This window comes from Candidatus Palauibacter sp., from assembly GCF_965208055.1.
Taxonomy (GTDB): domain Bacteria; phylum Gemmatimonadota; class Gemmatimonadetes; order Palauibacterales; family Palauibacteraceae; genus Palauibacter.
On record NZ_CBDBNY010000004.1, the window covers coordinates 1,647,082 to 1,671,242 of the forward strand.

14 protein-coding genes are annotated in these 24,161 nt (G+C 67.7%); 7 read left to right on the forward strand and 7 right to left on the reverse strand.

What is annotated here, in order from left to right; all coding sequences use genetic code 11:
• Window positions 1-379: 379 nt before the first annotated feature.
• Complete coding sequence (locus tag ACOGXI_RS07430; RefSeq protein WP_419938234.1) at window positions 380-3,184, forward strand: LuxR C-terminal-related transcriptional regulator; 2,805 nt, start codon at window positions 380-382, stop codon at window positions 3,182-3,184.
• 390 nt (window positions 3,185-3,574) lie between these two features.
• A complete protein-coding gene (locus ACOGXI_RS07435; RefSeq protein ID WP_419938235.1) occupies window positions 3,575-4,804 on the forward strand; it encodes an oxygenase MpaB family protein in 1,230 nt (409 codons plus the stop codon).
• 140 nt (window positions 4,805-4,944) lie between these two features.
• On the opposite strand, the gene ACOGXI_RS07440 is transcribed toward ACOGXI_RS07435, so the two are convergent.
• The 6 genes from ACOGXI_RS07440 to ACOGXI_RS07465 all read right to left on the reverse strand — a co-directional run bounded on the left by ACOGXI_RS07440 (window position 4,945) and on the right by ACOGXI_RS07465 (window position 15,355).
• Window positions 4,945-6,174 (reverse strand): cytochrome P450, encoded by a 1,230-nt coding sequence (locus ACOGXI_RS07440; RefSeq protein ID WP_419938236.1) that lies wholly within the window; start codon window positions 6,172-6,174, stop codon window positions 4,945-4,947.
• 110 nt (window positions 6,175-6,284) lie between these two features.
• Entirely contained in the window at window positions 6,285-7,868 is a 1,584-nt protein-coding gene (locus ACOGXI_RS07445) for a DHA2 family efflux MFS transporter permease subunit (protein ID WP_419938237.1), read from the reverse strand.
• The gene (locus ACOGXI_RS07450; RefSeq protein WP_419938238.1) at window positions 7,865-9,256 is read right to left on the reverse strand and encodes an NAD(P)/FAD-dependent oxidoreductase; all 1,392 of its coding nucleotides are present in this window, start codon (window positions 9,254-9,256) and stop codon (window positions 7,865-7,867) included. The genes ACOGXI_RS07445 and ACOGXI_RS07450 overlap by 4 nt, the downstream gene beginning before the upstream one ends.
• Window positions 9,257-9,346: 90 nt before the next feature.
• A complete protein-coding gene (locus ACOGXI_RS07455) occupies window positions 9,347-10,525 on the reverse strand; it encodes a phosphotransferase (RefSeq protein ID WP_419938239.1) in 1,179 nt (392 codons plus the stop codon).
• A 154-nt stretch (window positions 10,526-10,679) separates the two neighbouring features.
• A complete protein-coding gene (locus ACOGXI_RS07460) occupies window positions 10,680-13,838 on the reverse strand; it encodes an efflux RND transporter permease subunit (protein ID WP_419938240.1) in 3,159 nt (1,052 codons plus the stop codon).
• A gap of 188 nt (window positions 13,839-14,026) precedes the next feature.
• On the reverse strand, window positions 14,027-15,355 hold the full coding sequence (locus tag ACOGXI_RS07465; protein ID WP_419938241.1) for a protoporphyrinogen/coproporphyrinogen oxidase: 1,329 nt from the start codon (window positions 15,353-15,355) through the stop codon (window positions 14,027-14,029).
• 531 nt (window positions 15,356-15,886) lie between these two features.
• Here ACOGXI_RS07465 and ACOGXI_RS07470 point away from each other — a divergent pair.
• The 5 genes from ACOGXI_RS07470 (at window position 15,887) to ACOGXI_RS07490 (ending at window position 21,890) form a co-directional block, all read left to right on the forward strand.
• The gene (locus tag ACOGXI_RS07470) at window positions 15,887-16,204 is read left to right on the forward strand and encodes a hypothetical protein (protein ID WP_419938242.1); all 318 of its coding nucleotides are present in this window, start codon (window positions 15,887-15,889) and stop codon (window positions 16,202-16,204) included.
• A 79-nt stretch (window positions 16,205-16,283) separates the two neighbouring features.
• Window positions 16,284-17,606, forward strand: a complete 1,323-nt coding sequence (locus ACOGXI_RS07475; RefSeq protein WP_419937292.1) for an IS1182 family transposase — start codon at window positions 16,284-16,286, stop codon at window positions 17,604-17,606.
• Window positions 17,607-17,844: 238 nt separating this feature from the next.
• Complete coding sequence (locus ACOGXI_RS07480; protein ID WP_419938243.1) at window positions 17,845-20,325, forward strand: hypothetical protein; 2,481 nt, start codon at window positions 17,845-17,847, stop codon at window positions 20,323-20,325.
• Between the two features lie 74 nt (window positions 20,326-20,399).
• A protein-coding gene (locus tag ACOGXI_RS07485) for an IS630 family transposase (RefSeq protein WP_419938244.1) occupies window positions 20,400-21,535 on the forward strand; the annotation gives its coding sequence in 2 pieces (ribosomal slippage) (window positions 20,400-20,832 and window positions 20,832-21,535; 1,137 coding nt in all).
• A gap of 199 nt (window positions 21,536-21,734) precedes the next feature.
• Window positions 21,735-21,890 carry a hypothetical protein gene (locus ACOGXI_RS07490; protein WP_419938245.1) on the forward strand — a complete coding sequence of 52 codons (156 nt, stop codon included), beginning with the start codon at window positions 21,735-21,737 and terminating at the stop codon, window positions 21,888-21,890.
• 894 nt (window positions 21,891-22,784) lie between these two features.
• Here the strand turns inward: ACOGXI_RS07490 and ACOGXI_RS07495 are convergent.
• Entirely contained in the window at window positions 22,785-24,113 is a 1,329-nt protein-coding gene (locus ACOGXI_RS07495; RefSeq protein ID WP_419938246.1) for a 6-bladed beta-propeller, read from the reverse strand.
• Between the last annotated feature and the right edge of the window lie 48 nt (window positions 24,114-24,161).

A 24,161-nucleotide genomic window follows, 5' to 3' on the forward strand; every position in this document is an offset into this window, starting at 1 on the left:
CCAAGGTGACCGGGCGCGTCCCCGATTGTGGGAAAAAGGTGCGGTCCGTGGGCGAGAGTCAATATGAGAAGTGTCACGCGCCAGTAGTTGGGATATAACTGGTCACTACTATCTGGTAGACACATACAGTGATGACGCACGCTTCCGCCCGCGCTCCGCGTCAACGGTGGGGGCGCCAGTCGACGGTAGGCGGATGGGAACTGGTAATAACCGTAATGGTAGGTCCTTACTGTAGGCTGAGCACTGGCGTTACAGAACCCTGGGGATCGTGTGCAATGGAAGGAATGGGGCGGGATCAGACCCCGGCTTGAGAATCGAGCTTGGAGTCGTATGTTGCGACGCGGCTGGGCGGCGCTCGAACGCCGATGCGAATGGAGCAATGACGAGCGACGAGGAACGCATGCCGACGGGCAACGAAGTGGAGGCGGGGGCGCGGGTTGCCGAACCGGCGCCTCCTGAGGCCGCGTGGCTGCTGCGGCACAACGTGGAGCTGCCCGATCCCGTCGAGGGCTACCTCCGACGTGCGGAAGTGGAGGAGCGGTGCGCGCTCACGGGCCATCGCCTCACGGTGCTGCAAGCCCCCGGGGGTTTCGGCAAGACGGTCCTGCTCGCCCGCCGCTGCCGAGCTCTGCGCAAACAGGGTCTTGCCGTGGCATGGCTCTCGTTCGACGAGGCGGACGGACCGGAGTCGGTGGCGAAATATCTCGCCCTGGCCTTCGAGCGGGCCGGCGTCGCGGCCTTCGATCCGGCCGGGGAGCGCGGCGGCGCCTCCCCGGCCCGGCCGCCGGATCCGGAAGCGGACAGCCGGGCCGAGTACCGGATCGGCCTGCTGATCCGGGCGCTGGAGCGGCACGGCGCGCCGTGCGTGCTCGCGCTCGACGAAGTGGAGCGGCTGCGGAACCCCGAGGCGGTCGGGCTGATCAACACGCTGCTTCGCCGCGCCCCGCCGCACCTGCACGTGGGGATCGCGTACCGGGAACGGCCGCCCGGGCTCGCGATCGCCATGTACGCGCTCGAGGGGCGGGGGGTGAAGGTGACTGCGGAGGACCTGCGCTTCTCGAAGTCCGACGTCTCGCGGTTCTTCGGCGGGAGCCTCTCGCGGCGCAGGCTCGCCGCGGTGGTCGCCGACTCGGCGGGCTGGCCCCTTGCGCTTCGCATCCACCTCGACACGGCACGGGCAGGGGTGCCGGACGCCGCGGGCGGCGACGACACGCTCGCCGGCTGGATCGAGACGCGTCTGTGGCGCGGCTTTTCCGCGGAGGATCGCGACTTCGTGCTGGACATCGCGCTTTTCGACCGGCTGGAGCCGGAGCTGATCGACGAGGCGACCGGTGCGGGGAACGCGGGACGGCGGATCGCGTCGATGGGAGCGTTGGCTGGGCTGTTGTCGACCACGGGAGGCGGAGTGTCGGCGATGCGGCTGCATCCGCTGATCAAGCGCCACTGCGAGAAGCGGCGGTTCGAGGAGGCGCCGGAGCGGTTCCGGGCCATCCACCGAGGGATCGCCAGCGCGCTGGCACGCCGCGGCCGACCGGTCGAGGCGCTGCGGCACGCGGCGGAGGCGGCCGACCCGGCGCTGCTCGGCCGGATCGCCGAACGCACGGGCGGAGTCCGGCTGTGGCCCGAGCAGGGCCCCGAGGCGCTGCACACGGTCGACGGAATGCTGACCGAGGAGGCGCTGTCGGACCATCCGCGCCTAGCGCTGGTGCGTTGCGCGGTGCTCACAGCGTCGGGCGACATCGAGGAGGCGAGACGGCTGTACGGGGCGACTGCCGAGAAAACGGCCGGCTACACGCGGGACCGGGAGGGCGGCGACGACCGGGCGCTGCGGACCGACCACATCTTCGTCCAGGGGATGCTCCACATGTGCGGTTGCGGCCGGTACGGGGACGGGATCATGGCGACGATGGCAGAGACGGAGGCCTTGGCGAACGCGGCGGAAATCGACCCGCTGCTACGCGGGATGTTCAGCGTCGGCATGTGCATCGTGCACAATCAAATGACGGCGTTCGACACGGCCGCCGAATGCGCCGGGCGCGCGCGGGCGGCGCTCGGACGCGCCTCGCCCTTTCTGGCCCACCTCGACCTCCAGGCCGGATCGACCGCCATGGCGAGGGGCCGCCCCCGCGAGGCCCGCCAATATTACGACCGCGCGCTCGAGGTCGCGCGGGCGAGCCATCTGCGGGATGTGGGCGCGGTGATGATCGGCGAGGTGCTGGCGGCGGAACTCGAGCTTGAACGCTCGGCGGTCGCGCCACGGCTGGGCGGGCCGCGGGTGTCGCCCCGGTTGCTCGGCAGGTGCAGCGCCTGGTTCGACGTGTACGCGGCGAGCATCGGAGCAAGGGTGGAGTTGGAGATGCTCGGCGGAGGTCCGCGGGTGGCTCTCGCGTCCGTCGAGGACGCCTGCGAATACGCGCGCCGTACCGAGCGCCCGGCGTTGGCGCGGTTCCTGTCGGCGCTGCGCGTCTCGGTGCTGCTCGACGGCGGCCAGGTGGACGAGGCGGCCCGCGCGTGGCGGTTCGACGGCCTGCCCGAGCCGCCGGCCCGGTGCCTCGACCTCGGGACCCAGAGCTGGCGGGAGATGGAGATGCTGGGGTGCGCGCGGCTTCGGCTCTTCATCTCCCGCGGCGAGTTCGACGCGGCCCGGGAGTTCGCCGCCGCGCTCCTGGCGGTCGCCGCGGAACGCGCCCTGGTGCGAACCCGGATGAGGGGACTGGCGCTTTCGATGGTGCTGGAGCACCGCGCCGGGTCGCCCGACCGCGCGGCGGACCATCTGGCGGATTATCTGCGGCTGTTCGCCCAGGCGGACTACGCCCGCCCGCTCGCACGCGACCGCGAACTCGCCATCGCGCTGCTCGACGCGACCGGGTCCACCGCCGGAGCCGCCGATGCGCGCGTTGCCGCGGAGGCCGCGGCGCTGCGCAAGGCCCTGTGCGAAGAAGCGGGCGCCGAGTGGCAACCGCCCGCCCGGGCGCTGACCGAGCGCGAACTCGAAGTGCTCGCCCGTCTGGAGCACTCACAAGACAAGGACATCGCCCGCACCCTCGGACTCTCCTACGACGGCGTGCGCTACCGGGTGCGCCGCATCTTCGCCAAGCTCGGTGCGAGAAGCAGGCTCGACGCCGTGCATCGAGCCCGCGCGCGCGGGATCCTGCCAGCGGAGCCGGTGGCTGGTCGGGACTAGCGAGCGCCAGCGCCCTGAGCCCGTGCGGCGTCATCCGATCCTGCGGGATGCTCCGCGGTCACCTTCACCCCCCGCCCCTCGCCCCCGCCTCCACTTCGTTGCCCGTCGGCATGCGTTCGTCATTGCTCCATTCGCACCGGCGGCGCCCAGCCGGTCGCGTCCCAACAAACGACTGCAAGCTCGATTCTCAAGCCGGGGTTTGATCCGCCCCGCGATGGATAGGCGGGCGAAAGGGACGCCAAAGTGGTCGGTATTCGCAAGTGTCTACCATATCGGTAGTTCCCAGTTCCATACCAACTACCCGCACGCGGCAGTCTCACCGTTGTCACGCGCCACCCAGCAAAGTTATTGATCCCATTAGGGGAAACAAGAACACCACGAACAAGCTAGATGAGTACTCGCGCGCCCATCCGGCACGTCGCGGCGCGGAGGGAAACGTCGGAGACAACCATTCGGATTCCGAGTGCCTATCGGGCAGGGTTTTCCGCAGCCCGTGCCCTGGACCCCGCGCAAGCCGAGGCGTACGTCCGGCACACGACCGTCGGAGACCCGCACGCCGATGCCGTGGCCGAGGATCTTGCGTCCTTGTCGCCCGATCAGGTGCACTCGCTGCTCGCCAGAGCGTTTCTGGACCCGGCGAGTCCGCCGCGCGACCTGCCGGAGTCCCTTCGGAGCCTCGTGGCCGATTCTGCGATCCTGCCCGACTGGTTCGACGCGGATCTGGCACGCACCGCGTCTCGCGCTTTTCTCCGCAATTCGGACATCGTTCTGGCCGCTCTGGTGGGGGGCAGCATCGTGGAGGGTTTTTCCACGCTGATCAGCAAGTCGTTTCGCGTACGTGGTCGCGTCACCAATATGGGAGTCCGCCGCCTCAAGCAAAACGGTCTGCAACTCGTGGAGCAGTACCTTCCCGGCGGGATGAACCCCGGTGCCGACGGATGGAGGTTGTCCGTACGGGTCCGCCTTGTGCACGCCCAGTCCAGACACTATCTGAGGCGTTCGGAGGAGTGGAATCGGGAGAAGTACGGCATGCCGATCAGCACCGCGCACGTACTCCTGGCGGGGTCGGCTTTTTCCGGCCGGCTCATGCAGCACGTGGCGACGCTGGGAGGGGACTTCACGCAGGAGGAGCGGGACGCGTACGTGCATGTCTGGAGATACACGGGGCGGCTGATCGGAATACCCGAACCCCTCATCTTCCACGACGAGTCCTCGGCGGTCCGCGCGTTTCGACTCGGGTCCATCTGTGAGCCGGAGCCCGACTACGACGCGATTATCATGGCCAACAGCATCGTGAACAGCGCGCCATTGGTCGTGGGAGTCACCGACATTCCCAAACGCAGGGCATTGGCCCGAACCGTGTACCAGGCGTCCCGGGAGTTGATCGGCGACCGGCTCGCGGACAAGTTTCTTTTTCCGTGCAATCGACGCAAGGTGGTCCCGTTTCTCCGCTTCCAGAACCGGTCCAGGCGCGTGCGGCGGAAGGTCTTTCCGCGCTGGGGCCAGCGCGACAGGCTGGCCAAGTTCAACGCGTTGATGAACTTCGTCGACCTCGGCAGCTCTGAGCATTCTTACAGGCTGCCCACGGCGGCGCGCGACGAGGAGTCCGCTGAGTGGTAAGGACGGGCAAGCCTGCGGACCCCTCCGGGGCGAAATTCCCGCCAGAATGAGTGTCGGGGGAGGATAATCAGCCCATCGTTCACCTCCTCGGGGGATGACCTCCAAGGAGAGAGAGACGTGTGGCGTGGCTTGACGGGGGGTTACAGTGGTGCGTCGTCTGGTCGGACCGGGAAGCTCTGGCCGCTGCTGCGGCGGACGCGAATGTCCAAGTGACGCAGCCCCCGAAAAACGAAGCTGGACTTGTAAACGGGCGCACGCGCACCGAATTGAATATCGTCGAAACGCTCCAGCAGGACCTCCAGGGCGACCCGCCCCATGAGGCGCGCCAGCGGCGCACCGAGGCAGCGGTGGATTCCCTGGGCAAAGGACATGTGCCCGGCGCCTTGGCGCGTGAGGTCGAGGGTGTCGGGGTCACTGAACGCCTCCGGATCGCGATTGGCCCCGCCCTGGAGAACGACGACCTGGGAGCCTGCTTTCATGACCCTATTCCCGAGTTGGACTTCCTCGGTGACGTAACGGCGGCCAATCTGTACGGGCGCGTCGTAGCGGAGCAGTTCCTCAATGGCGTTCGGCATCAACTCGGGCTGCGCCCGCAGAAGCTGCAACTGTTGGGGGTGGCGGAGCAGGGCGTTGAGGCCGTTCCCAATGAGGTCCGCCGCCGGTTCGCCGCCGGCCATGACGAGCAGGCGCAACGTGGCCTGTATTTCCTCCGTAGTCATCCTCTGCTCGCCCTCCTCGGCCAGCGTGAGCCGGGAGAGCAGATCATCCATTGGGGCGCTCCGGCGCTCTTCGATGATCGGAGCGAAATAGACGTCGAACGCTCCCGCAGCCTCGATGGTCAGACGCAACTCGCCGCTGGTCAGACGCGGTTCGGTCATCCTCTTGATTAGTTCCGACCACGCCTGGAATCGCTTTCGGCCCTCGGGCGGCACTCCGATCATACCGGCGATCACCTCCACGGGCAGCCGCGCCGCCAAGGTTGACATCAGATCGAACTCGTTGCTGTCACCCGCCCGGTCAAGCAGCGCGTGGACGGCGCTGCGGACCCGGCCATCCATCTTCTCAGCATAATCCGGTGTGAAGGCGTGCTCTACCAGCCTCCGCAGACGAGTGTGGTCGGGAGGGTCGAGCGCGGGCAAGGCGGGGCCGACTGCCTGGCGGACGGCCGAAACCTGCCGCTTGTTGCTCCGCCGGACGTGTTGGCCGGTCCCAAAACGCCGGTGGTCGCGCAGGATCGCGTCGACATCCTTGTATCGCGACAGGACCAGCATCCCGGTGAGCGGGCTGTGGTGGCAGGGGTCACGCTCGCGGAGTCGTCGGAAGGCGGGATACGGGTCGGCGATGTAGTCCGGATCGAACGGGTTCCACACGACGCCCGACTGGATGCGTTCCTGCAACAGGCGCGTCCGAATATAGATTGGCCCGATGGCGGAGCGGAGGGCGTCGCGAAGTGTCATGGGAGTCTCCTGCCCACCCGCCGTCAGCTTGGAGGCCGACGGGCCGGCGCGTGCGCTCGGGGCGGCGCACCGAGGAACAGAGCGGCCACCACGGACAGGGCCACGGCGGCCGCGCAGATGGCGAGGGTGTGGCCGACGGCGCTGGCCAGAGTGGATCGCAGGGCGTCGAGGAGCGCATCTGGCAGCCCAAGGGCCACAACTTCCGCCCGATCGAGGAGAATCGCCGGGTCTTCCCGGATGGCCTCAAGCTGCTCGGGAAAGCCGTCACCGCCCGCCGCGTCGCTGACCGCCTCCTCCATCTCAGCAGAGAACCTGACCGCCATGGAGGCTCCCAGGGCCGCCAGGCCGAGCATGCCCCCGACCTGCCGGTAGAACTGCACGGCGGCGGTCGCGGCGCCCACGTTCTCGAAGGGAACGGTGTTCTGAACCGCCAACAGGACGGTGGCCAACACGCCGCCCACGCCAGCCCCAACGACGGCGACGGATGCTGCGGCACGGGTAATGTTCGCATCGGGGTCGACGGTGGCGATCAGGTACATGCCCACGGCCGTCAATCCCGTGGCGGCGACGCCCACAAACCGGTAGCGCGGGTTGCGTGTCGAAAGGAACCTGGCCGACAGTACCATGGCGAACACCATGCAGAGCACCATAACGGTCAAGTAGGCGCCGCTGCCGGTCGCGGATACCCCGAGGCCCGCTTGAAGAAGCAGAGGCACGAAGATCACGCCGGCGTATAACGCCGACCCAGCGAGAAACACCATCGCCAGCGAAGCCGCCACCACGCGCTCACGGTATATTTCCAATGGCATGATCGGCGACTCCGCCCTCGATTCCACGACCACCAGTCCCACGGCCATCGCCAACCCGAACGACAGCAGACCGATGATCTGCGGGGAACTCCACTCGTACTGAACGCCGGCCCAGGTCAAGGCCAGCAGTATCGCCGCGACGGCAAGGGCCAACGCCGCCATGCCGAGATAGTCGGTGGAGCGACGCTCCTCTTCGGATTCGATCTTTGGGTAGACCCGCGCGATCAGCAACAGCACGGGGAGGCCCAGCGGAACGTTCAAGAAGAAAATCCATCGCCAAGACGCGTGCTCGGTCAGGTAGGCTCCCAGCAGTGGTCCGATCAGCGCGGCCATCCCGAACACGAGGCTGTTCAAGCCGTGCTGCTTGCCGCGCTCCTCCGGCGGAAAAAGGTCCGCAACGGCGACGAATCCCACGCTCAGCATCACGCCGCCCCCGATGCCCTGAACCGCGCGCGCTGCCGCGAGCTGGGTCATGGTCAGGCTGAAGCCGCACGCGGCGGAGGCGACGAGGAAGACGGCAATGCCCAGGACGAAGATGAGCTTGCGGCCGTGAATGTCGCCGAGGCGGCCGGAGATGGGAATGGCGATGGCGGAGGCGAGTACGTAGCTGGTGGCCACCCACGTATAGCTCTCGAAGCCGCCCAGATCGGCGACGATGCCGGGCAAGGCGGTGGCTACGATGATCTGGCCGAGCGAGGCGAGGAACAGGGCCAGCACGGCACCGGCCATGGTCAGCGCCTTCTGTCTTCCGGGCAAGTGCGTCGGAGCCCGTCGGCCAGCCGCCCGGTCCAGCATCATGCGGAGGTTTCCGAGTGGGACGAGGCTTGAAGGTAGCGGTCGGCTTCGTCGGCCGCGCGGATGCCGGTCATCAGGGCACCATTCACGTTTGCGAGCATATGCAGATAGTCGCCCGCCAGAAAAAGGCCCCGAACCCCCGGAAACCCTCCGGCGCGCAGCGATTCGATTCGCCGCATCATCCCTCCGTCGGGTAGGACCACCGCCTCCTCCCAACGATACACCCGAGTGAACAGCGGCTCTTCGGGCATCGCTGGGGTGTAATTTCGGATTTCGTCGAGGACTCTGCGTTTGATCTCCCCATCGTCGAGGCCGATCAGTTGTCGGGAAGCTTCCTCGGAAGGGTAGGCGTGAATACAGCCGTGGCCCTCCGGCGCCGACAACGGGGAGCCGACCGTGCTGTCCAGGAAGCAATCCAGCAACGACTCGCCCTTCCTCTGCAGCATGAAGAAGTAGTGGCCCTTCGGCAGGGGGTGGCGGTCAACCCCAAAAACAACGTGACAACAGCAGGAGTACCGCACAGACTCGAGGAGCTCCCGCGTTCGGCCCGGAAGTCGGGGAAGGACCCCGAGCGCGGCGGACGCTGTCGTGGCGCAGATCACCGCGCGGGCTTCCAGAAAACCGTCCCGCGGCGTCACGACGCCCCGGACCGCGCCGTCGCTCACCACGACCCGCTCAACCGGTGTGACCAGGCGCGTCACGTCCTCACAGACCCCCGCCAGCCTTCGGGAGAAATACCCCATCCCGCACTCCGGCATGCGAAGCGTGTGTTGCCGCTCCAGAAAGGCCATCCACAGCATCATCATCCCGTTCAACGCGCCGATGCGTTCCGGAGTGCTCAGCGTGATGCTGGCGACGGCGAAATCACCGAATTCTTCAAGGAACTCCTCTCCGATGTGCTTGCGGCACCACTCCGCGCACGTGTCCTCGACATCGAGGTCCAGCAGACTCAGGTAGTCGCCGGACCGGAAGTCGTCTTTGCGCTTCCTCAGGAGTCGGGCGAAACGGACGAACTGCGCGAGCCCCCTGGGCGAGAAGAGGGAGAAGGACAGCAGCGTCCTGACGTTGTCGAGATGGAGGAAGGACGAGGGATTCATGACGCCCGTTTTCTGCTTGCGGCTGTTGTAGACGGTGGCAATGGGCGAAACGGGAGAGCGATCAAACCGGACATTCAGTTCCTCCGCCACCGCGAGGGCCGCGTTGTAGGCGGTGGAGAAGAGCTGCGCCCCGGTATCGACATAAAAGTCACCGACCACCTCGCCGGCCATCCGCCCGCCAGCGCGGTCCGAAGCCTCCAGCAGGAGCACGGGGATCCCGCGTTTGCGGAGTTCATGAGCCGCCGACAGGCCCGCGGCTCCACCTCCAATCACAATCACCCTCGGCTCAGGCATCAGGATCCCGACCTCCTGCGCGTGCGGCTGCGGAACCCGGCATGCCGCCGGATCCGCGCACCGGTCGAAGCCGGCCCGTCCAGGTACCCATCACGCGATGCCCTTGAATGGCCGGTATGCGAGGCGGGACGAGGCGGAGAAAGCATTGGCGAGACTGAAGAACGGGCGCGGTCCCGGCAGGAATTCGTATGCATCGAGATCATCGAAGGCGGCGACCAATCGTCCCATGGCGACCTCCGCAAGGCGTCTGCTCATTTGGTCCGTGTGGCCTATCAGGCCGAGGGAGACGACCAGGATCATGAGGCATGTCAGCATATTTCGCCGGTAGAGGTCCCAACACGCCTTGAACGTGAGATGCCCGGCTCCCATGCTCGCCACGATGTCGCAATACTCGGCCACCGCCTCGCGTTCGATCTCCCGGCGCATTTCGGGCTCCACGCTTCGCGCCATGAAGTACGAGACGTCAAACGGACCGCTGGCGATGCCGCTGACCTGCCAATCGATCACGATGACATCGTCCGGGCCGCCGCTGCCGTAGAAGAGGTTGGGCAAGTAATAGTCGCCGTGGATGAAGGTCTTGGGCTCTCTTCCGATGTCGTACAGGTAGTCGGAGACCCTCGGTCCGAAGGCTTCGGCAAAACCGTACATGTCGTCCGAGAACAGGTGTCCGAAGTGCTTCAGAGCCGGGGCGAGGTATCTTAGGTAGGCGAGCTGCGACAGTATCCGGGTTTTTCGGCTGAGAGCGTCGTGGAGGGCCGACGCCGCCGGGTCGGAGTAGTTCTCCCAGTACAGGCCGTGTAGTTTCGCAATGGCGCGTACGGCGCCGCGTGCCTGCGCTGCGGTTGCGCCTCCCTCGACGGGCACCATCTCGCGGCCTTCCAGATCCTCCAGAACCAGCACAAAATTCTGGCTGCCGCCCCAGTCCCCGTAGAGCAGCGCCGGCGTTCGGAACGGCAGACGATGGGCAACATGGCGGTAGAAGTCGTACTCACGCCTGTAGAACTTCAGGCTGGCGGACACCCGGCGGGTTCTGGATACCGCGCTGGGCAACTTGACGACAACGCTCTCAAATGGGGCAGCAGCTCCCCCCCGCCAACTCATCCGGCAGCGCAGCAGTTCCGCCTGCATGCCCATTTCGGCCCCGATCCCGCTGACGGTCATGGTTTCGATGGGCGGCAAACCGGACGCGCCGCCCGCAGCCAGGGCCTCCTGCATCCACGCGGGAGTGATGGCGTCGACGCTGGCCGGTATCGGAGGGTTGGCGGGCATGGTCTTACCTCCCGGGGAGCCGTGTGTCCCCAATCGTGGGTCGAGAATGTACGACTTCCGAGGGCGCGTCAACGGCGGGGCTTCGGTAAGCCAGTAGTCGGAATCATTACTGGTAACTACCGATATGATGGTCACTTGAGGATCTCACCGGCGCTCATGTCACCAACCGGTGATGTACCGTCGCGAGCGCTGGCACGATCATCATCAGAATAGCCGTCCCGACCACGATCCCGAACCCCAGCGAGGCTGCGGGCGGGATGAGATACTGCGCCTGCAGGCTCCGTTCGAACATGAGCGGGGCCACGCCGAGAAAGGTGGTGAGCGAGGTGAGGAAGATCGGACGGAAGCGCGCCTTGGCGGCCGCGACGATGGCTTCCCGGCCCGGCATGCCCTGGCGCAGGCGTTCGTTGATGAAGTCGATCATGACGAGCGAATCGTTGACGACCACGCCGCTTAGCCCAACGACGCCGAACAGCGAGAGGAACGAGATGTCGAGCCCCAGCACGAGATGGCCCACCACGGCGCCGATGATCCCGAACGGAATGGCCGCCATGATGATCAGCGGCTTCGTGTAGGAGCCAAAGGGGATCGCCAGGAGCGCATAGATCGCCAGCAGGGCGAGGGCGAAGCCGCCCCCGAGCGCGCCCAGGGATTCGACTTGTTCCTGCCGTTCGCCTCCGAAGGAGTAGCCGAGTCCCGGGTTGCGGCGGGCCAGCCGCGGCAGCACCGAGCGTTCCAGAAGGTTCGTAACTTCGTCGCCGGTGACGTCTCCGCCGCTCACGTCTGCGGTGACGGTGAGGACGCGCTGGCCGTCCTTGCGCCGGATGGTGGTGGGCGACTTGGCGAGCCGCAGGGACGCCACGCGACTGAGCGGGACCCAGCCACCGGCCGGGGTCGATACAAGATACCTCTCCACGTCGGTGATCGCGTTGCGCTCATCCTCGGGCAGGCGCACGTAGACGCGGACATCCTCACGACCGCGCTGCACGCGGAGCGCTTCGTCCCCGAAGAAGGCGGAGCGAACCTGCCGGGCCAGGTCCTCGAGCGTGAGCTCCAAGGTCCGCGCTTCGGGTAGCAGGTCGAACTGGATCTCCGTGAGTCCCCGGCTCTCGTCGACTTGGACATCGGCGACCCCGGCGAACCCCCTGAGCCGCGCCATCAGGGTGTCGGCGAGCGCGGTCAGCCGGTCCGGATCCGGGTGCGACAGTTCGACGTGGACCGGGGAACCGAGGCTGAAGACCTCCGCCGAGATTGCAAGGGACTTCGCACCCGGCAAGGAGCCGGCCTCTTCGCGCCATGCGTCCTGAAGCTCGGTCGCGGAGATGTCGCGCTGGTCGGCGCTCACGAGTTTGAACTCGACCGCCGCGATGTTGGCCTGCGGATTGGTCTCCTCGGTGGCCGCGCCGCCGAGCCCCGTCTGGCGGGCCGGCAGACCGATTGTCGTGTTCACTGCCGAAAGGATGGACCCGGAGTCTTGGCCCCGGCCGGATGCGAGCCGGTTGAGCGCGCGGCGTCCCGCCGCCTCCAGATCCAGGACCACGCGGGAGGTTCGATGCGCTGGAGTGCCTTCGGGCATCTCCAGGCTGGCTGTCACGAGGTCCCCTTCCAGCGAAGGCAGCAAGTCGAGCTTCATGATCCCGGCGGGAACGACGGCGACACTGAGGATCACCATGGCCACCCCGGTCGCGATCACCAGTGCGGGCCGGCGCGTGGCGAACCGCAGGCTCCTGTCGAGCGGACCCTCGACAAACCGGCCGAGCGCGGCGTCAACGCCGACGCGGACCCGCGCGGCGAGGTGCGTCACACGGGACGCGGCGGAATCACGGATGTGCGAGAGGTGGTTCGGCAGAATCAGCAGGGACTCGAGCAGCGAGAACAGAAGAACCGAGATGACGATGATGGGGATTTCCCCGAACAACCTTCCGAGAATGCTCGGAACGAAGAAGAGCGGACAGAAGGCGGCCACCGTGGTGAGGACCCCGAAGACCACGGGTCTCATGATTCCGCGCGCGCCGCGTATGGATGCGGCGACCCCCACCCCCCCGTCCCGTTCGGCGTAGATGTTTTCTCCGACAACGATCGCATCGTCGACCACGATTCCGATGGCGAGAATGAAGCCGAAGAGCGACAGCTGGTTGATGGACACGCCGAGGACGGCCATGACCGCAAAGGTGCCCACGAAGGACACGCCGATTCCGACCGCGACCCAGAACGCCAGCCGCAACTCCAGGAAGAGGGCCAAGGCGAGGAGGACCAGCGCCAACCCCAGAAGCCCGTTCTCGACCAGGAGTCGCAGACGCGACCTGACGGTGTCGCCGTCGTTGTTCCAAATGTCGAGACGCACGCCCGCCGGAAGTGAAGGGATCACCTCGTCCTCGAGGTGGCGCTCCACGGCGTCCACGATCCTCAGCACCTTCTCGTCGGCGGTCCGGAAGACCTCGACGTAGGCTGCGGGCTGCCCCCCGTAGCGGCCGAAGAGGTTCACGTCCCGGAATCCGTCTCGCACCTGTGCGATATCGCCCAGCCGCACGACCGTGCCGTCCGCTCGGCTCAGCACGATAAGCTCCTCGAAGTCCTGCTGTGTGTACTTCTGCCCGGTCGTGCGTATCCGGACCTCTTCGTCCCGAGTGTCGATGCTTCCCGCCGACAGGACCATCGAGTTGCTTCGCACGGCGCTCGAGATGTCACGGAGGGTGAGGCCGAGTGCGCGCAACCGCTGGAGCGGCACTTCGATCGAGATTTCGTAGTCGCGAACGCCGGTCGTCTCCACAAAGGAGATCTCGGGCAGCGCGGAGAGCCCGTCCTCGGCGCGGTAGGCAAGCTCCTTGAGGGTCCTCTCGGGCACATCGCCGTAGAGCACGATGCGAATGACGCTCTGCCGGTTGGTCACCTCGGCGACCTCCGGGCGCTCGGTGCCAGCGGGAAACGTCTGAATTCTGTCGATCCGGGCCTTGAGGTCGTCGAGGAAGCGCCGTGCATCCTGGCCCCGCTCGACTTCCGCCACGAGCAACCCGCGGCCCTCGACGGCCGTCGCCCGAACCCGCTTCAGTCCGTCGATTCCCTCAACAGCTTCCTCGATTTTCACAACGATGGACTGTTCCACCTCCGCCGGCGTCGCGCCGGGATAGGAGACCGAGACGGACACCCTGTCCATCGATACCTCGGGGACGAACTCCTGGGGCAGCCTCGCAAGCGCGGCGAACCCCGCCAAAAGGATGAACGCCATCACGAGGTTGGCGGCGACGCGGTTGCGCGCCATGTACCCGATTGGGCCACGTCCCGCGCGCGCGGGCAGCCCATCGTGCTCGCTCACTTGGGGAACCCGATTGCGCCCTCGGCACCACTACGATGGGTGGAGGTGCTGAAACGCGCAGCCTTCGTGTGAGTCAAAGGCGGGCCGGAGTCGGAAGTCTTCGGAGGCAAGGCAGAAATCATGGCCCCCTGGTCAACGCTTCAAGCAACGTGTGAAGGGGTCGTTGGCGCGCGCGCTGCACTGCGGGGTCAAGTTGACGAAACGGCTCCCACCAAGTCGTCCACCGCCGCAATGCCGCTGGCGGCGGCACCGTTAACCGAAGGCATATGCATGTAGTCGCCCGCGAGAGCCAGTCCCCGAACCTGCTCCCGCAGCCTCCTGCGTGCCCGGGCGATTGCGGTCAAAGCACCGCCGGGCATGAGGCACACGGCCTCCTTCCAGTGATATACTCGTGCGAACCGCGGCTCCGGCATGTCTGGCGAGTATCGGCGGATCTCGTCCAGAAAGCGTTGGCGAACATCCGCATCCGCAAGGCGCGAGAGGGACTCGGCTCGACCGCTTGCGGACTCGGCGTGGATCAACCCCCCGGACGGTGCCACCTGCGGAGACTTGACGGCAGCGTCGCTGTAGCTCACGACGAACGACTCCTCGCGGCGTGGCAGGGCGACGAAGTAGCACCCATCGGGCAACGTCGGCCGATTGACGCCGAATACCACGCGGCAGTTGGACGAGTAGGTCACCCGCCCGAGCGCGCAGTCGATGTCCGCCGGCAGATCCGGCAGCAGGCGGCGCGCCTCGGTGGCGGGCGTAGCGCAGATGACCCCGTCGGCGGCGACGACGCCGGCATCGGTCTGTACGCCGACCGCAGCGCCGTCCCGGATGACGATACGCTCGGCCTTCGCGGAAAGGCGGATCCGGTCGGCAGCGGCGTCTACCAGGGCTTGGGTAAGCTGTCCCATCCCCTGTTCGGGAGTAAGCATGTCGGCGGACTCGAAGGTGAATCCCCAGAGCAGAGCCATTCCGTAGGCGGTGCCCACGTCTTCGGGTTCGCCAAGGGTCATGGCTCGGATGCTCGTGCCCGCCAGCCCCTCGAGCGACTCGAGGCCGGCATTGCTTCGGATCCAATCGGCGATGCTCGCGTCGGCGTCATGCGCCAACGCCCGCGAGGGGTCGCCGAAGCTCAGGTCGGCAGCATGGCGGCGGAGCTTCCGTTCGAGTCGGATGAGCTGCCACAGGCTCTTGGGCGGGAGCGCCTTCAAGGAGAGCAACGTCCTCAGGCTCCTCCATTTGTCATGCCGGTCGAATACGCGGAATCCACCCCGGCTCCAGATCCCCGCGCGGCGACTGACCGCGCGAACCGGGACATCGAGTTCGCGACAAAGCCGGAGTGCGGTGTCGTACGCCGCCGTGAACACCTGCGCCCCGGTGTCGATCCGGCATCCCTCCACTTCCTCAACGGCGATGCGCCCACCGGCATGGCCGGCCGCCTCCAGCACCGTGAAATCGACGCCGCGTTTGCGCAGCGCCCACGCGGCAGAGAGTCCGGCGGCCCCCGCACCTACCACCACCACTCTCACGGTGCTGCGGGCTTCCCCGAAAATGCCGGATTCAGCCGGGGTGCGTCGAACGCCAGGGCGCAGGCGAGCGCGGCGGCAACTCGCCCTTTCGTCCGCAACCGCCACCAGTCGCCCGGACCCCGATCACGCCGGGCACCACATCCGATCACCGTGTTCTCGCTGCAAGTCCGTGGTCTCATCGATGGTTCCGTCTGTGTGGGCGCATGCGGGAAGATCCTTCGCCCGTAGGCTCACCTGCGGGGAGCAGTGGACGCGGTGTCCCCAATCGGAACCAGGGTGCGCGGCTCCGGAGGGCGCGTCAACGGTGGGATTATCGACTCGCAGGTAGTCGTCATGACACTGGTAACTACCATCATGGTAGACGCTTACGGAGACCAGGAACTTGGCATCACGCCCGCCCTCTCATCGCGGAGCGCCGGGACCGCGGGCAATGAAGGGGACGCGGCGGATCAGGCCCCGGGATTGGGAATCGGGCACGCGATCGTATGTTGCGAGGCATTGCAAGGCCCGAACCCCGATGCGAATGGAGCCATGACGAGCAACGAGGAACACACGCGGACAGGCAGCGAAGCGGAGGCGGAGGCGCGGGTTGCGGACCCGTCTCCGGACGCCCCGTGGCTGGTGCGGCACAAGGTGGAGGTGCCCGATCCCGTCGAGGGCTACGTCCGGCGCGCGGAAGTGGAGGACCGGTGCGCCCTCACGGGCCACCGCGTGACGGTGCTGCACGCCCCCGGCGGGTTCGGCAAGACGGCCCTGCTTGCCCGCCGCTGCCGGGCTCTGCGCAAGCGGGGCCTAGGAGCTTGCGCCGTAGAAGCCGATGGTGCGGCGCGGTTCGGCTGGCTATGGTGATGCCGTGCTGTGACGGGTTCACGTTCGGCGCGGGGAGTTGGCGATGAGTGCGAGGTCTCTACCGTACGATCCGGAGAGGATGAGGACGAGGTTCCGTCCGTACGATCCGGACCAGCAGTTGCTGCTGCCTCAGGATCTTCGTGAGTGGGTGCCGGCGGGGCACTTGGCGCATCATGTGAGCGATCTGGTGGACGCGGCGGACCTGTCGGCTTTCTACGCGCGTTACGAGGGGGACGGGCGGCGGCGGAGTCCGTACGATCCGCGGATGATGGTGAAGGTGCTGGTGTACGGGTACGCGACGGGGGTGTTTTCGTCTCGGAAGCTGGCGCGGAAGCTGGAGGAGGACGTGCCGCTCAGGATGCTGGCGGCGGGGAACTTTCCGGCGCACCGGACGCTGTGCGAGTTCCGGAAGAGGAACCTGAAGGCGTTCGGTGCGTTGTTCGCGGAGGTGGTGCTTCTGGCGCGGGAACTGGGTCTGGCGGGGTTGGGCCGGGTGGCGGTGGACGGGACGAAGGTTCGGGCGAACGCGAGCAAGCGGAAGGCGATGAGCTACGGGCGGATGGGTCCGGAGGAGGCGCGCCTGGAGGCGGAGATCGCGGAGTTGCTGGCGCGTGCGGAGGCGGCCGACGCGGAGGAGGACGAGCGGCACGGGGAGGACGTTCGGGGCGACGAGCTGCCGAAGGAGTTGAAGCGGCGGGAGGACCGGCTGGCGGCGATCCGGGCGGCGCAGGCTCGTCTGGAGGCGGAGGCCCGCGAGCGCGACGACGCGCGGGGCCGGGAGCCGGAGTGGGATCGCAACCCGAAGGGGGGGAGTCCGTACAAGCTGGACTACGGGGAGCCGGAGGCGGACTCGCAGACGAACTTCACGGATCCGGAGAGCCGGATCATGCGGACGAGCACGGAGGGCTACCAGCAGTGCTACAACGCGCAGGCGGTGGTCGACGGCGAGAGCCAGCTGGTGTTGGGGGCGGAGGTGACCGACAACGCGAGCGACCAGGGGCAGTTGGTGGAACGGGTTGACGAGGTGTCCGGGCGGTTGGGGGAGACGCCGGGCGAGGTGCTGGCCGACGCGGGCTACTCGAACGAGGAGGACCTGGCGGCTCTGGATGCGCGGGGGATCGACGGCTACGTGGCGCTGGGCCGGGAGGGCGGGGCGGCCGCGGAGCCCGACCCGGAGACGTGCCCGGCGAGGGCGCGCATGGCGAAGAGGCTGAAGACTCCGGAGGGCCGGGCGGTGTACGCGAAGCGCAAGTGGATCGCGGAGGCTCCCATCGGGTGGATCAAGGAGGCGATGGGGTTCCGGCGGTTCAGCATGAGGGGCCTGGAGAACGTGCGCGGCGAGTGGGATCTCGTGTGTCTGGCGCTCAACGTGCGGCGCCTCCACATCCTTCGGGCCGCGTGAGGGGCCGGAAACCCGTGTCGGGCGTTCCCCGGGGCACAAGAAGGGGTCCGCGACCCCGCCCGAACGCCGCCCGCCGGGCCGTCTCCCCGCCAACAACGCGTTCCCGCCCGGAAAACGACCGATACTTCGGCTCGCGGGACCCCGCGGGCGGCATCCGATCGCTTCCGCCGCGCTCCTGCGGCGCAGGCTCCTAGCCGCCGCGTGGCTCTCGCTCGACGAGGAGGACGGGGCGGAGTCGGTGGCGAGGCTCCTCGCCCTGGCCTTCGAGCGGGCCGGCGTCGCGACCTTCGATCCGGCCGGGGAGCGCGGCGGCGCCTCCCCGGCCCGGGCACCGGATCCGGAAGCGGACAGCCGGGCCGAGTACCGGATCGGCCTGCTGATCCGGGCGCTGGAGCAGCACGGCGCGCCGTGCGTGCTCGCGCTCGACGAAGTGGAACGGCTGCGGAGCCCCGAGGCCGTCGGGCTGATCAACAGGCTGGTGCGACGCGCCCCGCCGCACCTGCACGTGGGGATGGCGTTCCGGGAACGGCCGCCCGGGCTCGCGGTCGACATGTACCCGCTCGAGGGGCGGGGGGTGACGGTGATCGCGGAGGACCTGCGCTTCTCGAAGTCCGACATCTCGCGGTTCTTCGGCGGGAGCCTCTCGCGGCGCAGGCTCGCCGCGGTGGCCCGCGACTCGGCGGGCTGGCCCCTTGCGCTTCGCATCCACCGCGACGCCGCCCGGCGCGGGGTGCCGGACGCCACGGGCGGCCGCGACGCGATCGCCGGGTGGATCGAGACGCGGCTGTGGCGCGGCCTTTCCGCCGAAGACCGCGACTTCGTGCTGGACATCGCGCTTTTCGACCGGCTGGAGACGAGCCTGATCGACGAGGTGACCGATGCGCGGAACGCGGGGCGGCGGATCGCGTCGATGGGCGCATTGGCGGGGCTGTTGTCGACTACGGGCCGCGGGTCGACGATGCGGCTGCATCCCCTGATCAAGCGCCACTGCGAGCAGCGGCGGTTCGAGGAGGAGCCGGAGCGGTTCCGGGCCATCCACCGAGGGATCGCCAAGGCGCTCGCGCGCCGCGGCCGGTCCATCGAGGCGCTGCGCCACGCGGCGGAGGCGGCCGACGCGGCGCTGCTCGGCCGGATCGCCGAGGGCACCGGCGGCGTCCGGCTGTGGTTCGAGCAGGGGCTCGAAGTCCTGCGCGCGCTCGACGGGATGCTGACCCAGGCAGTCGTGTCCGACCACCCGCGCCTGGCGCTGGTGCGCTGCGGGGTGCTCGCGGCGTCGGGCGACATCGAGGAGGCGAGACGGCTGTACGGGGCGACTGCCGAGAAAACGGCCGGCTACACGCGGGACCGGGAGGGTGGCGACGACCGGGCGCTGCGGACCGACCACATCTTCATTCAGGGCCTGCTCTGCACGTTGGGCTGCATGTGGTACGACGACACGATCATGGCGGGCATGGCGGAGGGGGAAGTCCTGGCGAGCGCGGCCGACACCGACTCGCTGGTGCGCGGCATGTTCAGCCTCGGGATGTGCCTCGCCCACAACCAGATGACGGCGTTCGACGCGGCAGTCGAATGGGCGGGGCGCGCACGGGCGGCGCTGGGACGGGCCTCGCCCTACCAGGCCCATGTGGACCTCCAGGCGGGGTTGGTGGCGATGGCGAGGGGCCGCACCCGTCAGGCCCGGGAGTACTACGACCGTGCGCTTCGGGCCGCGCGCGCGAACCATCTGCGCGACGCGGGCGCGGTGATGCTGGGCGACGTGCTGGCGTTCGAACTCGAGTTCGAACGCACGGCGGGCGCGGCGCGGTCGAACCGGCCGCGGGTGTCGCCGCGGTTGCTCGGCCAGTGCGGCGCCTGGCTCGACGTCTACGCGGCGGACATTGGCGTGAGGACGGAGACGGCGCTGCTGGCCGGCGGCCCGGAGGACGCGCTCAGGCTGGTGGAGAACGCCCGCGAGTACGCGCGCACGACCGAGCGGCCGCAGTTGGCGCGGTTCCTGTCGGCGCTACGGGTCTCGGTGCTGCTCGATGGCGGCGAGGCGGACGAGGCGGCGCGCGCGTGGCGGTTCGATTGTCTGCCCGAGCGCCGGGCCGAGTGCCTGGATCTCGCGGGCCAGAGCTGGCGGGAGATGGAGATGCTGGCGTGCGCGCGGCTTCGGCTCCTCGTCGTCCGCGGCGAGTTCGATGCGGCCCGCGAGTTCGCCGACGCGCTGCTGGCGGTCGCTTCCGAACACGCGCTGGTGCGGACCCGAATGCGGGGACTGGCGGTTGCAATGGTGCTGGAGCAACGAGCCGGGGGCTCCGACCGCGCGGCGGCCCATCTGGCGGATTATCTGCGGTTGTTCGCCGAAGCGGACTACGCCCGGCCGCTCGCACGCGACCGCGAACTTGCCCTCGCGCTGCTCGACGATGCCGGGTTCGCCGCCGGGGCCGATGCGGCCGTCGCTGCCGCGGCCGGGGCGTTGCGCAACGCCCTGTGCCGGGATGCGGGGGCAGCCGCGCCGGAGCAGGCGCTGACCGAGGGCGAACTCGAAGTGCTGGCGCGTCTCGAGCACTGGCAAGACAAGGACATCGCCCGCACCCTGGGACTCTCCTACGACGGCGTGCGCTACCGCGTGCGCCGCATCTTCGCGAAACTCGGGGCTCGCGGCAGGCTCGACGCCGTGCAACGTGCCCGGCAGCGCGGCATCCTGCCGGCGGAGGCGGTGGCTGGTCGGGACTAGTGTCATGTCACATGTGATATGTCGCATGGATGGTGACAGGTTTCCCGCCGGTCCACGATGGCGGGGAGGCTGGCATGAAACGGTATCTGGTGGAGTTGGAAGCGGGGGAGCGCGAGGCGCTGGAGGCGATCACGCGCAAGGGGTCGCACCGTTCGCGGAAGGTGGTCAACGCGCTGGTTCTGCTCAATTGCGACGAGGGGGAGTTCAACAAGCGGCGCGCGACCGGCGGGGAGATCGCCGGGGTGTTGCGGATCAGCGCGCGCAGGGTGGACCGGGTCAGGAAGCGGTTTGTCGAGGACGGTCTGGAAGCGGCGCTTGGGGCCCGGCAGGGTCGTCGCGCGAAATATCTTCGCAAGGCGGACGGCGAATTCGAGGCGCGGCTGGTCGCGCTCAGCTGCGGCGATCCGCCCGAGGGGCGCGCGCAGTGGTCGCTGCGCCTGTTGGCGGACCGCGCGGTGGAGCTCGGCTACATCGACAGCGTCTCGCACGAGACGGTGCGGCGCGTGCTAAAAAAAACGCCATCAAACCCTGGCGGCGCGTCGGCTGGGTGATCCCGCCGCGGCGCAACGCCGACTTCGCGGCGGGGATGGAGCGGGTGCTCGACGTCTACCGGCGTACGTACGATGCGGACTTCCCGGTGGTGTGCATGGACGAGACGCCGCGCCAGCTGATCGGCGAGACGCGCACGCCCGTCCCGCCGGCGCCGGGACGGCCGGCCCGCGAAGACTACGAGTACCGGCGCCTCGGCACCCGCAACGTGTTCATGGCCACCGAACCGCTGGCCGGCCGGCGCCGGACCAAGGTGACCGAGCGCAGAACGAAGACGGACTGGGCCCGCTTCCCGCGCGACATCGCCGCGCAGTACCCCGACGCCACCCGGATCACGCTGGTGATGGACAACCTGAACACTCACCGCCCCGGCGCGCTCTACGAAACCTTCGAACCCGCCGAGGCCAAGGCGCTTTGGGATCGCTTCGAGTTCGTCCACACCCCCAAGCACGGCAGTTGGCTGAACGTCGCCAAGGTCGAACTCAACGTCATGATCCGCCAGTGCCTCCACCGACGCATCGACTCCATCGACACCCTGCGCGCCGAAGTCGCCGCCTGGCAGGCGGCCAGAGACCGAATCCGAGCCAAGGTCGACTGGCAGTTCACCACCGACGACGCACGTGTCAAGCTCAAGCGTCTCTATCCGACGTTTGATGTGTGACATGACACTAGTCTCCTACCGCGCAAACGGCACCTGCATATCTTCACCCGTGAGAGAAAGGCCTCCTGAGGAACTTCGCCCTCGTCGGAGGCCATGCCCGTGTGCCAACTCGATCACCGAAAAGGGGGTGGCTCGAATGGATACTCATCGTGTCGCGCCAGCGCGGCACATCCGCTGTTCTGCGCGCAGGCTCAAGTTCATGGACGCCGAGTCCCACGACTGGCACGAGCGCCGACGACAGGAGGTTCACGCCAAGTGGGAGGAGGGAGGGCTCGACCGCGGCGAGTACGACGGGATCATGGTCATGTTCGACCGCTCGGAATCGGAGGAGCGCAGGGCCAGCCGCGTCGTTTAGCGACCGAAAGTCGTTGTACTGCGGTGTCTGCCAGACTCTCGGCGTGACGCCGGGACGACACCGCACTTCGCAAACCGGATCCGAGAGACATGGGCCGAACAGCGGGAGCTGTTCCTCAGCCCGGTCGAGGTCGACGAGACCTACGTTCGGCGGTAAGTGCGGAACAAGCACGTCTCGCGGCGGCTGAGGCCTCGGGGGCGAGACCGCGGCAAGACCGCCGACCCCGGCCTCCCGAGACCGTGCCACGAATCGCGTATCGACCGAGGTGGTTGAGAGCACCGACGGTCCCGCGCTCCGGGGCTTCGTCAAGGACCGCGTGACGCCGAGCGCGACCGTCTACACCGACGACGCGGTCGGGTAAGCGGCTCGCTGTGCCCGGAGACCGTTAGACACTCGCTACGGAGCGCACCGCTGGAGATTGATCTCTCGGGGACCGGGTTGCGGCTGGCGCCCCGAGATGCTTCATGCGGCCGTGTATTCAACACCCTCCGCAACAACAACCCCTCGACCACGGAGGCTGAGACGTCACCTTGAGGCTCGTCCCCTCCGGCCGGGTATCACTTTTTCACCCGCCGCATGTGTCACATTTTCGGCCACCGTTGACACGGGCACCTGCCGGTGACCTAAGGTAGCGCCGTACTCTTCCTCCACCTTATCACTCGGCGCTACAGGCACGCCCGGACAGGTTGCTGCCCCGCATGTTTGCCGTTCCGTTTCGGGGTCCGTCCACGGCTTGGGAGAGCCAAGGCAATCCGCTTCGTGTCGGCGGAAAAAATGGGGAGGGGTACATGGCGGCCATCAAAATTGTAAGTTGTTCATAATAAGTTGTTTACGAGATTCAGCAAGGCGGTCCGCGGGGAACGTCTTCGGTTCAGGCTCGCAGCGCATCGGGACTCACCTCACTGCGGCCGGCAGTCTTCGCACTACGACGCTCGCCACTTCGAACTCGTCGAACTCGATAAAGGCGGCCAGCCCATTCGGGCCGAAGGCGTCGGGCATCCTGGTCGCACCGATCCGATAGGTGCCAACGTACTCGCCAGCTGCTGTCAACACGTCGATGGGGCCGTCTTCCAGTGGCTCGCCGCCTCGCCGCATGACCCAGATCCGTCCCTCCCAGGTGGCGGAGAGCGCCTGAATCACCGGGATTTCGGAATAGAAGCGGGCCTCTCCGAGCGAAAAGGAGTACGAACCCCCACTCGTCGCGGCGCTCCCGCGCAGCGTCTCCTCTCTCTTTCGGTTGAATTCCGCTTCGATCCCCGGCGAAACGCGTTCGGGGCGAAACGGCCGGGTGATCGTCCTGAGCAGCGCGCCGTCGTCCCGGGCCGTGACGTTGAGCGCATATGTCGAAGAGTCGGAGTAGACAATGTCGCCGGTCGGGAGCACACCCATGAGCAGCTCCGGTTCGAAAACGAGGGGGCGGGGCTGGCCGCGCAGGACATCCGCCATACTCGTCGACTGACCGTCCGGACTCGCAATTCTCGGGAGGTTCGCCGCGAGGTCATCCTCTCTCGGCTCACGCTCGGGCCGCCAGGCCCGCACCAGCGTTTCGGCCCGGACCTCCTCGCCCCCGATGTCGTGTCGGTCGATCGGGCGGTAGCCGGATGGCCACGCCAAACCGCCCAGGCTCGATAGGAGCCACGTCCGCCCTTCCATCGAATAGACCGCCCCGCCGCGCGGATCCACGTGTATTTCCGGGAGGACGGCCAGACCAACGCTCGCGACGGCGTCTCCACTCTCACCGGCGCGCGGCGTCCCCATCCCGCCACGCACCATGCGCAAGAACTGACCCGAAGCGTTGAAGAGGTGGTAGGCCCGGTGCCCCAAATCGGCCACGATCGTGGTTCCGTCGCGCAACACCGCGTAGGTCGCGGGGCTTCTGAATTCGCCCGGTCCTTCACCTGCGGAGCCGAAGTGCCACCGGAACTCGCCCGTGGAGTCAAAGACCACGATCCGCAGGTCCGCACGCGACCCTCCGGAATCGAACACGTAGAGGTTGCCTTCAGCATCGAAGGCCACCTTGGAGATGTTCGCGAACATCTCCCATTCCTCGCCGATAGGAACGCCGACGCGGAAGACATGTGCGAAATCGGGTTCCAACCACTGGTCCCGTGCGGACAGGTCGACCACCTCTTGGGCAGCTGCGACCGTAGCTGCTGCGAGGGCGAGGGTCACGAGGCCGAGAGCGATCACCGTGGACTGCGATCTGCAGGGCGAGATGCCCATCCGGGCTATCTCGCGGTCCCGCGAGCTGAGCCGGGTCCGGCTGGCACG

What these genes read in the sequence shown, in the direction of transcription:
- ACOGXI_RS07435 (WP_419938235.1), top strand. Translation starts at nt 3,575, where the DNA reads ATGAGTACTCGCGCGCCCATCCGGCACGTCGCGGCGCGGAGGGAAACG.
- ACOGXI_RS07450 (WP_419938238.1), bottom strand. Translation starts at nt 9,256, where the DNA reads ATGCCTGAGCCGAGGGTGATTGTGATTGGAGGTGGAGCCGCGGGCCTG.
- ACOGXI_RS07475 (WP_419937292.1), top strand. Translation starts at nt 16,284, where the DNA reads ATGAGGACGAGGTTCCGTCCGTACGATCCGGACCAGCAGTTGCTGCTG.
- ACOGXI_RS07495 (WP_419938246.1), bottom strand. Translation starts at nt 24,113, where the DNA reads ATGGGCATCTCGCCCTGCAGATCGCAGTCCACGGTGATCGCTCTCGGC.
- ACOGXI_RS07445 (WP_419938237.1), bottom strand. Translation starts at nt 7,868, where the DNA reads ATGATGCTGGACCGGGCGGCTGGCCGACGGGCTCCGACGCACTTGCCC.
- ACOGXI_RS07455 (WP_419938239.1), bottom strand. Translation starts at nt 10,525, where the DNA reads ATGCCCGCCAACCCTCCGATACCGGCCAGCGTCGACGCCATCACTCCC.
- ACOGXI_RS07490 (WP_419938245.1), top strand. Translation starts at nt 21,735, where the DNA reads ATGGACGCCGAGTCCCACGACTGGCACGAGCGCCGACGACAGGAGGTT.
- ACOGXI_RS07470 (WP_419938242.1), top strand. Translation starts at nt 15,887, where the DNA reads ATGACGAGCAACGAGGAACACACGCGGACAGGCAGCGAAGCGGAGGCG.
- ACOGXI_RS07430 (WP_419938234.1), top strand. Translation starts at nt 380, where the DNA reads ATGACGAGCGACGAGGAACGCATGCCGACGGGCAACGAAGTGGAGGCG.